At 55.9% G+C, this 9,759-nt stretch carries 9 protein-coding genes; 6 read left to right on the top strand and 3 right to left on the bottom strand.

The annotated features are described in order from the left end of the window. Positions 1-219: 219 nt before the first annotated feature. From AC1RMX_RS29600 to AC1RMX_RS29590, 3 genes are all read right to left on the bottom strand, one after another. Complete coding sequence (locus AC1RMX_RS29600) at positions 220-2,136, bottom strand: endonuclease NucS domain-containing protein (protein ID WP_493073873.1); 1,917 nt, start codon at positions 2,134-2,136, stop codon at positions 220-222. 111 nt (positions 2,137-2,247) lie between these two features. Beyond that, positions 2,248-3,390, bottom strand: a complete 1,143-nt coding sequence (locus tag AC1RMX_RS29595; RefSeq protein ID WP_493073875.1) for a catalase family protein — start codon at positions 3,388-3,390, stop codon at positions 2,248-2,250. Between the two features lie 26 nt (positions 3,391-3,416). After that, positions 3,417-5,225, bottom strand: coding sequence for a di-heme-cytochrome C peroxidase (locus AC1RMX_RS29590; RefSeq protein ID WP_493073871.1), 1,809 nt, complete (start codon positions 5,223-5,225; stop codon positions 3,417-3,419). 270 nt (positions 5,226-5,495) lie between these two features. On the opposite strand from AC1RMX_RS29590, the gene bamJ reads away from it, so the two are divergent. The 6 genes from bamJ to AC1RMX_RS29560 all read left to right on the top strand — a co-directional run. Continuing rightward, entirely contained in the window at positions 5,496-6,215 is a 720-nt protein-coding gene (gene bamJ, locus AC1RMX_RS29585; RefSeq protein WP_096823013.1) for a BamJ family beta-barrel-assembly machinery protein, read from the top strand. Between the two features lie 300 nt (positions 6,216-6,515). Next, entirely contained in the window at positions 6,516-6,971 is a 456-nt protein-coding gene (locus AC1RMX_RS29580; RefSeq protein ID WP_096823014.1) for a YkvA family protein, read from the top strand. Between the two features lie 114 nt (positions 6,972-7,085). Continuing rightward, positions 7,086-7,427 (top strand): helix-turn-helix domain-containing protein, encoded by a 342-nt coding sequence (locus AC1RMX_RS29575; RefSeq protein WP_007950435.1) that lies wholly within the window; start codon positions 7,086-7,088, stop codon positions 7,425-7,427. Beyond that, positions 7,424-7,795 carry a hypothetical protein gene (locus AC1RMX_RS29570; RefSeq protein ID WP_003223109.1) on the top strand — a complete coding sequence of 124 codons (372 nt, stop codon included), beginning with the start codon at positions 7,424-7,426 and terminating at the stop codon, positions 7,793-7,795. The genes AC1RMX_RS29575 and AC1RMX_RS29570 overlap by 4 nt, the downstream gene beginning before the upstream one ends. Beyond that, complete coding sequence (locus AC1RMX_RS29565; RefSeq protein WP_096823015.1) at positions 7,796-8,203, top strand: SEL1-like repeat protein; 408 nt, start codon at positions 7,796-7,798, stop codon at positions 8,201-8,203. Positions 8,204-8,428: 225 nt separating this feature from the next. Further along, a partial coding sequence (locus tag AC1RMX_RS29560; RefSeq protein WP_493073869.1) for a DUF6531 domain-containing protein occupies positions 8,429-9,759 on the top strand: 1,331 nt, incomplete at its 3' end.

The following is a 9,759-nucleotide window of genomic DNA, read 5'->3' as shown; positions in this document are numbered from 1 at the left end:
CGGTAGTTCAGTCGGTTAGAATACCGGCCTGTCACGCCGGGGGTCGCGGGTTCGAGTCCCGTCCGCTGCGCCATATTCGGTAACCTGGAACACTGAACGCCAGGTCACCACAGAAAGCCCGCCTAGTGCGGGCTTTTTGCTGTCTGGGATTTGGCTGTGTGGCCCAGCCATGAAAAAAGCGACCGGAAGGTCGCTTTTTTTGATGATTGGATGATCCAATCAACAGGTCCCGAAGTCAGGTGGCAACCCCCCAACCATAAGCCATCCATCGGCATCGTTGAGGTAGATTTGGCCAATTCCCAGACCAATACCTTCGCCTTCGATGAGGAAACAGTCCTCACACATACATGCCCATCCCCGATATCCTTTGATTTTCCCATCTATCATGTATTTTTCTTTGGAAAAAGAACATTCACAACTTTCACAGTGGGTTGGCGCACCATGGAAAAATTGATTTCTCTTTCTCCCCATTGAAATATCAATGTACTGTGCTAGAGCACTGTCGCCTCTTATTATTACTGATCCGGCACCGGTTAGCTTTGAGCCAATTTTGCGCATGAGTTTTTGAATTGTAGGCCCATTTTTTTCATAGTAGTCTGTGAACAGGTCGTATATTCCAATGATTTCGTGAGCTCGCCAGCGCTCATCTCGGAAAGTGAAAAAAGTTTCATTTGTTTTATTTTTGTCGTAGCGAAAGCATCTATATCTAAAACCTAAGTCTTCCAGGATTTCAGTATCTCTTGGATCATTTCCACCCCAAGTCATTGACAAAAATAAAGCTTCCGTTGTGCCGGAGTAGTACTTATCCAGCAGCGCATCGTAATCGATGGGTATGCCCTCGCACTGCAAACCGCCGGTGTATATTCTGACAGCCTCTTCCGTGTGTACAGAGAGGGAGAAATTTGGGATGTAGCGCTCACCTTTTTCGAAAACCAAAGGAAACAGTAGTGTAAATACTCCGGTTGAAGGGTTGTAGATATGTAGATCAATCGTGGAGTTGGGGAAGTCCTGCGATACCTCGTCAAGCATGGTTAGAATCTGTCGCTTCCATACCGGGTTGTGAGTAAGGCAGGATGAAATTTGCGATCGTAAAGCACTTAAATGTGCGTGGTTTGAAATGTCTATTGATTTTGAGAATCTGTGTCCGGTTATTCCGTCGAGCGCATGTATTTCGTTTACGATTTCTTCATCAGATAGTAATTTGTTTCTGGAGAACGATCCGGAACGTATTACTGAAGAAATGCTGAAACCGTGGTCATCCTGGAAAGCACTGAATTTTGCCGGCGTTCCAATTTCATAGAAATCACTTTCAGGGCGGGGATCCATGGCTGAAACGGCCTCGTGCAGAGCTCCGGATAATTCTTCGCCATTCATTCCCTCGGTTTCTTCAAGCGTTTGTCGTAATAAATGGGGGTTACATTTAAGGACTTCTAAGCAGGCGTCGTCTCTGAGTATTTGCATTGCAAAGTATGCAATGTATTGGTAGAGCGGAAGCGGAGAGCTTGAAGTAAGGTCGTCAGAAAGCAATCCGGTGAGCATTCCCCTCATTTGGGCTTGTCGCTGGGAATGAATAGGTGTGCTGGATTCAAGTACTATAATAATATAGTCTCTGATGCCCTTTTTCTCACAAACGGTTTTTATTGACTGAAGTCCTGCTTGTAAACTCTTCTCATTGGTGTACCAGTTTGCTTCATGCCATGGTGCAATATATCTTCCCTGCTGAAAGTCTACTAATGCAGGAGTTGTTGCTTTGATTTCCTTGCTCTCGTTGATTTCAAGTTCTAGTCCAAGAATGTTGATATCGGTTTTTGCGACGAACTGAGAAAAGGGTACAAGCAGCTCTCGCCACTCAGTGGACGCGACGATGACTCTGATTTCCTGATCCCGGGCTCCGAAGTGGCTTTTAACACCTTCTATATATTTGTGGATTTCGTGTAGAGCTTCTCGGGATGCTGCTTCGCTTCTTTTGAGTTCGATCAAAACGTGATGACCTTGTGCGTCTCTGGCGTAAAGATCAATAAAGCCTCGTGTGCCTAAATTGTTTGGAATGTATTGCTCTTTATTTAAGAGTGTTAAGCCTTTTTCCAGTATTTGTATGTTTTCAGAAAGTAGATCCCGCAGTTCAGCTTCGTACACTTTTGACGTTCCTTTTCATTAAATGTTCGGAGTAAGGAACTCCTGTTCCTTTGTTCATGTCTTTTCGAAGATAGAAAATGTCAGCTTCGGTGATTATCATCAGGTTCTCAATCATTTCTCTTGATTAGAGTTGCGACTGTGCCGGTAATCACTCACCGCTTCATACACCGCTTTACGCAGACGGTTGATCCCGCCAATCGGACGGTGGGCCTCGATCCCAAACCATGGATTGAACGACAGGTTGTCGCATTGCAGGTTCAGAGCCGGGGTGTCGAAGTCCTGCGGGGGCAGGGTGATTTTGGCTACGGTCTGGAATGGACTGTCCTGTTCGCGCCATTCGATGCTGGTGTCTTCGATCGGCATGAACCGATTGGCGTCCTGACGCTGGATCTGCAACACAAAACACGCGGGCACCCGATCCGTGGACAGTTGCTGATTCAGCGCACTGCGCAGGAAATTCGGCAGATCCTGGTTTTGCTTCGGAAGCGTGTACGCCGGGCAGTTGTCCGGATCCGGCATCACCCGAAACTTCGCATTGGCCTCACCAAATTTGTAGGGCGATACCGAAAAGTAGGTCGTACGTGTCGGGCTCTCTGGTGGCGGAGAAAGCGTCGCCAGCGCAATGAACAAATGCCTGATCTGCCAGTTTCGCGGGTCCCAGCCCGGAAAAAACGCCATGACCTTTTTGCCGTCAGCCTGCGCCGCCACATTCTGACGATATTCAGCGACGTCGCTGACGAAGAAATTCGGATGGCTGAACATCACGAAATCCTGTTCGTGCAGCCCCTGACGGTCACCCAGCAACTGCTTGCCTGGCACATCGAGCAATTTGATCGCCATGCCCCGGGCATCACGGATGCTGTCGAACTGCGGATAGGCGTTGCCGTTGGACAGGCGCATTGTCGCCTGCCAGATCTTACCCGGCTCGCTGAAAACACCTCGGCGCAGATCCTGAGCCAGATCCGGCAGCACCTGCACGTCGGCCTTCACACAACCGTGGGCCTTGGCATGGGCGTCGCGCAGAAAACGCGTGTTTTCCCGATGCTGATCGACAATTCGCACAGCAGTCTGGATCACGTCCTGCGTCATGGCTGCTTCGCCGTCCGGAATCTGCTCCGTCGCCGACACTGGGCCTCGGTGTTGCCAGGCAAACCAGGCGGTTGCCAAAGCCCAGCCGATCAGGCCGACCGCCAGCAAAAACAGCAGGGTTTTGCCCAGCAACCGCCCCAGCCACAACCAGAAACGCGCCAGCATCGATGGTTTCTTGAACGAATTGAAGATCATGGCAGTTGCGCCTCCAGCGGGCCGCCCAGCACTTTCAGGTATTCCAGCAGCGCCCAGCGTTCCTCGGGCTGCAGCAACCGTCCGATAACCCCGTTGCCGCGCTCGCCGGCGCGGAATTCATGGCCACTGTTGTGGTTGCCGGTGATGCGTGTGTCGAACAGGAAAGCGTTGGTAAAGGCTTCGGTGCGATAACCCAGATGCCGAGGGTCATATTCGAAGGTGCCCTTATAGAAAGTGGTGGCGCGTTCATCCTGAGGCGACAGCAACTGATAGAGACTCGGCACCGAGCCGTTGTGCAGGAAGGGCGGTGTAGCCCACACGCCTGCCAGCGGCCGGGCCTTGTAGGCGACTTTTTCCCGGACACCGATCGGCAGGCCAAAGCCGTCGAGCTGAGGTTTTTCAGCAGCAGTGACGCCAGCCTCGCGATAGGCGCGGTTTTCAACGAACGCCGTGACGTAAGCCAGGCCCTTGGCCACGGATAACTGGCTGAGGTCGAGTGGTTCTTTGGGAGTGGGGTGCAGCTTTACGTCCATCTGCTCCAGCTCTGCTGGATTCCATTGCAGGGCTGTCAGGTCGAAACGGTGGTTGGCGATGTTGTTGGCCGCGTTCGGATCGGTGCCGATGACGTCGACGGGCAACATGTGCAGGTGCTGGACCCAGCGTTCACCCTCTTGCGTCACCCGTGGGACGTGGCAGCCAGCGCAGTTTTCGGCAAATAACGCTCGACCCTTGGCCGCCAAAGGTTTGTCGACCTTGCCCAACAGCTCCTCTGGCCAGGCGGGTGGCTGAAGTTTTTGCAGGGTTTCTTCGATCTTGTGCAGATCGCGCACACGCACGCTTGATGCATAACGTTCATCACCCTGTAGCGGCTGGCCATTGGCATCGAAGAAATTCAGGGTAGCGCCAACCCCCAGCGCCTCGCCGATGTTGCGTGCCATCGGCTGCTGCGCCGAGCCGTTCCACTGCACCCAGTCGAACGTCCACATGTCCCATAGTTGCGGGTAATCCACGGGGGCGTTGGCCACGCGATAGTTGGTGGGGGAGATCGCATCGCCGAATGTCGCGTTGGCGATTCGTCCGAAAGCATCGGTTCGGCCAGGGCCTTCCTCGGTGGGGTAGAGGCCGCGATGGGTGTCGTTCCACGCCACTTTGATAAAGGTGTTCAGCGAGCCTTTGAAGTCTTTGCGCAGTTGGTCGTGGCGCGCGTCGTAATCCTCGCCGAGAACGGTGCGGGCGAAGCGTTCGAACTTCCAAGGGTTGTAGTACGTGGAGGTGAGACTGGCGACCAGTGCCTGTCCGAAACTGCCACCACGCAATGTAGGAACACTGGAAGGCAGCACGTGCTGCGCCGAGCCGCCGTCGATGCGCACGGCCTGGCCATTCAGGTGCAACTCGCCGGTGTGGCAGGCCGCACAGGTGATGTCCAGATATTGCTCAGAGCTGCCGGGATTCTGATGGCGGGCGAAACCCACTGGCAGATTCCCCAAGTTGTTCGGCGTTGCTTTCTGCTGTGGGTCGATCAGAAAGCCGAAGCGTGCAAGATATTCCGGAGAGGCAAAGCGTTGCTGCGAGAACGGCAGCTCCAGGGCCTGGAACCACTCATAACGCAGGCCTTTGATCTGGGTGCCTTGCGGCGTGAAGTAGTAGGTCTGGCGCTCTTCGTCAGTCCATTGTTTGAGGTAGTGGACCTGTTTGGCGGGCGTCGGGAAGGGCAGTTTCGGATTGGCGACATAGTAGAGAATCACCGCCAGGACCAGTCCCAGCAGCACCACGATCAGCGTCAGCACACGGAATATGAGGCGCAAGATGAACATCCTTGTCGAGTTGTTGCGCTGTTATGCCTGAGCCGAGCCATGTGCGGCAAGTGGCCATTACGCCAAGTGTTGTGGGAAGGGGCATCGGTCAATGTCAGATCAAGATGACAGAAGCTTCATCATGCCTTTGCCCAAATGCTTTTTAATCCCTGAACTTATCGGAAGATTCCTGCTCTCATGCCGGTAGCCATTGGTCGTGGCGGCCTGATAAGCTCGCGGCTTTACTCGATTGCCCTTTCGGCGCATGAACAAGGAAATAGCATGAAACAGCATCGGTTGGCGGCGGCGGTAGCCCTGGTTAGCCTGGTACTCGCGGGTTGTGATTCGCAGACCAGCGTAGAGCTGAAAACCCCGGCGCAAAAAGCTTCCTACGGTATCGGCCTGAACATGGGCAAAAGCCTTGCTCAGGAAGGCATGGATGATCTGGACTCCAAAGCGGTAGCCCAGGGCATCGAAGATGCCGTCGGCAAGAAAGAACAGAAGCTGAAAGATGAAGATCTGGTCGAAGCCTTCGCTGCACTGCAAAAGCGTGCCGAAGAGCGTATGGCCAAGATGAGCGAAGAGTCGGCAGCCGCCGGCAAGAAATTCCTCGAAGAAAACGGCAAGAAAGCCGGCGTGACCACCACTGCTTCCGGTCTGCAGTACGAAGTGGTCAAGAAAGCCGACGGCCCACAGCCTAAGCCTACCGACGTAGTGACCGTTCACTACACCGGCAAGCTGACCAACGGCACCGTATTCGACAGCTCCGTCGAGCGCGGCAGCCCGATCGATCTGCCGGTCAGCGGTGTGATCCCGGGTTGGGTCGAAGGCCTGCAACTGATGCACGTTGGCGAGAAGTACAAGCTGTACATCCCTAGCGATCTGGCTTACGGCGCACAATCGCCAAGCCCGGCAATCCCGGCCAACTCGGTTCTGGTCTTCGACCTGGAACTGCTGGCCATCAAGGATCCAGCCAAAGAAGACGCTGCCGCCGCCAAGTAACAAGCGTCGGTATCGGCTTCAACAACAACGCCTCGCTTATGCGGGGCGTTGTTGCATCTGGGTCACGGCGAGCGTAAACAGACCGAACCGATACGCATCGCGACAGTCCTAGACTTTGAGGCCGCCCGCGCTAGACGCCCTGAGCCGCCAAGTCAATGAAATAATGGGGTTTTTTATGTGAGTAAAAAACGCCCGATCTGAGCGCAGCCCTTATGAACCGGGGCTCTCAGCGTCGAAATGCAGCTCTGTTCACAAGGTTATCCACAATTTGTGTGGATAACATTTCAACGGGAGAAATAGATGAAAGCTCCATGGAATTTCGCCCGATTCCTGCCGTTGGCCGGACGACTCCTGGCCCGTGGCCGCTTGCCGACGCTGTTGTTCGCCGTGGCCAGCAAAGGTGCCGCCCAGGGCAATCGTCTCGGCAAACTGAAGGATGACCTGCGATTGCTCCAGGCGCTGTGCCTGGCGTACTGGCGCGGCGAATATCGCGCGATCAGTCCCAAGGCGATCGTTTCGGTCGTTGCGGGCCTGATGTATTTCCTCAGTCCGGTGGATGCGATCCCGGATTTCATTCCCGTTTTCGGCATGCTCGATGACATAGCCGTCCTCGCCTGGCTGATGAAAACCCTCGACGACGAGCTCACTGCGTTCCGTCTGTGGCGTCAGCGTCAGGCGCCGGAAAAGCTCAGGGTTGTCGAGCGCCTGCCCGATACGCCCGAACAACTTCAGCTTCAGGGTCCGAAAAAGTCCTGAATCGCGACAGCCTCTTATACAGATAGATACCCCCCACGACCTTGGCCGCTGTTAGGATTACACTTCTAGGGAAAAGTGCCGACTCGCTAAGCGTTGTTGTCCTACGGGGTAGTCATGGATATTCAGATAATTGCACGCGATGGCGAACCCGAATATGCGGTTCTGCCATGGGCTCAGTATCAGGCTCTACTGAAAGCAGCAGGCATTAACGAAGCACCGTCGCAACCGGCTCCAGCGCCGCTTGCGGCCACACCGGACCCGATTCTTCCAGGTCTGGATCAGTTACGCAGTTTGCGCGAAGGGAAGGGCATCGCCATCGAGGCGCTCGCCCGCACGGTAGGCATCAGCCCGTCTTACCTGGCCATGATCGAAAGCGGTGAGCGTCTGCCCGACGCTGCGATTCGCCGCAGCCTGGCCTGGGAGTTGACGGTGCCAGGGTGGAGGGAACAATCGTGAGCGTACGCATCAGTCGTCAACATTGGGACGGATTGCTGGGGGAGCTGGACCAGGCGCGCAGGCAGCGCCATCTTCTGACCTATCGAGCCTTGCTCGAGCGTCTGCAACTGCCCACGCCGGCTATGCAGACATTGACCGCTGCACTGGAGCATCTCGCTGCGCTGGACGCGAAAGCCGAACAACCGTTGCGCAGTTCGCTGGTGATCAGCCAGGGCGCCAGTCGCCTGCCACGCACCGGCTTCTTTGAATGTGTCGAGCGTCTGGGGCGTTTTTCCGGGCCATCCGATGGTGTTGCCGCAGCTTCGTGGCATGCCTCGGAAGTGGTGCGGGTCTTTGAATACGAATACCCGGAATCGGCGGAGGCCTGAGTGTTTTTACGACTCAAGGCGCGGGCAAGTTACTGGCTGGCCCGTAGGCTGTTTCACTGGTCGTGGTTTGTCCGTCAGCCCCGAGGCTGGCGCTGGCTCGAAGGGCAGTTTGCGCGTATGGCCAACCTGGGCGATGTCGGCGCGCAAAGCTTTTACGGGCACATCCTGACGTTTCGCGGCGTTGGCCTGGGCGCGCGTGAGGAGGGTGTTCGATTGTTGCGGCTGGCTGCGCTGGCCGGAGATGGCAAGGCGGCGTATCAGGTGGGTGTCATCAGTCTTGCAGGTACGCCCAGTAAAGCGCCCGATCCTTCGGAAGCCGCTCGCTGGTGGACCATGGCCGCCAAGGCCGGGCATCCGCTGGCCGAGCTCAAGTTGAAAGAGCTGGCCGGTCGGGATCATTCTCGGTAAGCGATTTTTGTGTTCCCTGAGCGGGGCGTGAGGGAAACCTCCCGCCCCGTTTTTGCGTCTGCTGTTCGATAAAGATCAGTTACAGACTTCTCCTACATCCATCGCCTACTCGCCTGACTTCTTTTCTGTTTGATCCCCCGCAAAGTCCTTCGCCTGATTTTTGCGCGAGGGAACGCACATGTTCGACCCGGTTTTTCATTTCGTCATGCGCCTGGGAATGCGCTGATGGAAGCCATCACCCGCATCGAGCAAGCACTCGACAGCTTTCCCCACACCCTCGATCTCTATCGCGAACAGCTCAGGCACTGGTTCAGTCGTTCGGCAGACAGCGTCAGTCATGCAGCCGATCTGCCGTCGCTGATGGGGATGGAGCGGATCATCCGTTTCGGAGAACACAGCACAGCGGTCGCGATTGACGACAACCGTTTCTCTTCGGCTGTCGTGCAATGCCCGGAAACCGGGCAAATGGAGATCGAGAGCAAGTTCGAGTCGGTGTACGACATTCCGTTGGGCGGCATCGTAGTCGATGTCGTGGCGGTGGATGGCGGCAAGGTCAAGTCCGTCACGCTCGATGCTCAGGGCAAGGGGTTGTTCACCGGAGAGGCGGGCAAGTTCTATCGGGTGTTAGTGCACAGCGAGGCCAGCGAGAAGCAGGTCGACGCGCTTTTCGATTCCTACGATGGCCTGACCCGGCAGCTGGATAGTTGGCTGCGTAGCGAGTGGCAGGGCTTCAAGCCGCAGTGGTCACAGTCGGTGGCGACGGCGGCGGGCAACGGCTTGCTGGCCGGGAGTTGGGCAGCGATTGAGGGCGTGTGGGACAGCATTGGGTTGCTGTCGGAGATTCTCAAAGATCCTCTCGAGTTTGCGGGTCGGCTGGGAGATGGCGCGACGGCGTTGGCCGAATTCGCGGCGTCGATGCCGGAAAAAATGGAGCAGCTCCAACTGCTCGTCAGTGACGAAGCGGCGCTGTGTCTGTTGTTGCGTACGGCCAGTCTGTGGCTCGAGATGCTGCCGCCCGGCGAACTCGCCGGGAAAACCGCCGAAGCCGTCTCGATGGTGGTGGTGCAACTGCTGATCGACGTTTTGATCGGCATTGTGCTGACCTTCGTCGGTGCCGGGGCGGGGATTGCGTATCTGACCTTTCGCCTGGTGGATCGTGGCGCTCAGTTGTTGTCGGCGGTGACGCGTCTGGTGAAGGCGTTGTTCGGCATTGTCAGCACCTTCATCGGCTACGTGAACCAGTACAAATCCGTCGCCGCACGAGGTATCGCAGCCGGGGTGAAAAAGGGCCGCATGCAATTGCGTTGGGATGCCAAACGCAACGCTTCCCTGAAAAAGGACGAGCATCACGACGACAAGCCTGATCAGGCGAAGAACCCCAACGGCGACAGCGCTGACTGTGTACCCCGGACCTGTACCAATGGCTGCCCGGTGTCGATGGTCACTGGCGAAGAGCTGCTGACGCTGACCGATGGCGTACTCGACGGGTTGCTGTCGTTTGAGTTCAGCCGGTTGTATCGCACCAGTGCGGTCGAGATCGATGTCGGGCTGGGGTT

The organism is Pseudomonas sp. GW822-FHT03F04 (assembly GCF_058801405.1).
The sequence above is the reverse complement of the archived record's forward strand: the minus strand, read 5'-3'. Positions and strand labels throughout refer to the sequence as shown.

Bases quoted from the DNA above. Each gene is read 5' to 3' on its own strand.
- AC1RMX_RS29595 (WP_493073875.1), bottom strand. From the start codon at position 3,390: ATGCTGGCGCGTTTCTGGTTGTGGCTGGGGCGGTTGCTGGGCAAAACC.
- AC1RMX_RS29580 (WP_096823014.1), top strand. From the start codon at position 6,516: ATGAAAGCTCCATGGAATTTCGCCCGATTCCTGCCGTTGGCCGGACGA.
- AC1RMX_RS29575 (WP_007950435.1), top strand. From the start codon at position 7,086: ATGGATATTCAGATAATTGCACGCGATGGCGAACCCGAATATGCGGTT.
- bamJ (WP_096823013.1), top strand. From the start codon at position 5,496: ATGAAACAGCATCGGTTGGCGGCGGCGGTAGCCCTGGTTAGCCTGGTA.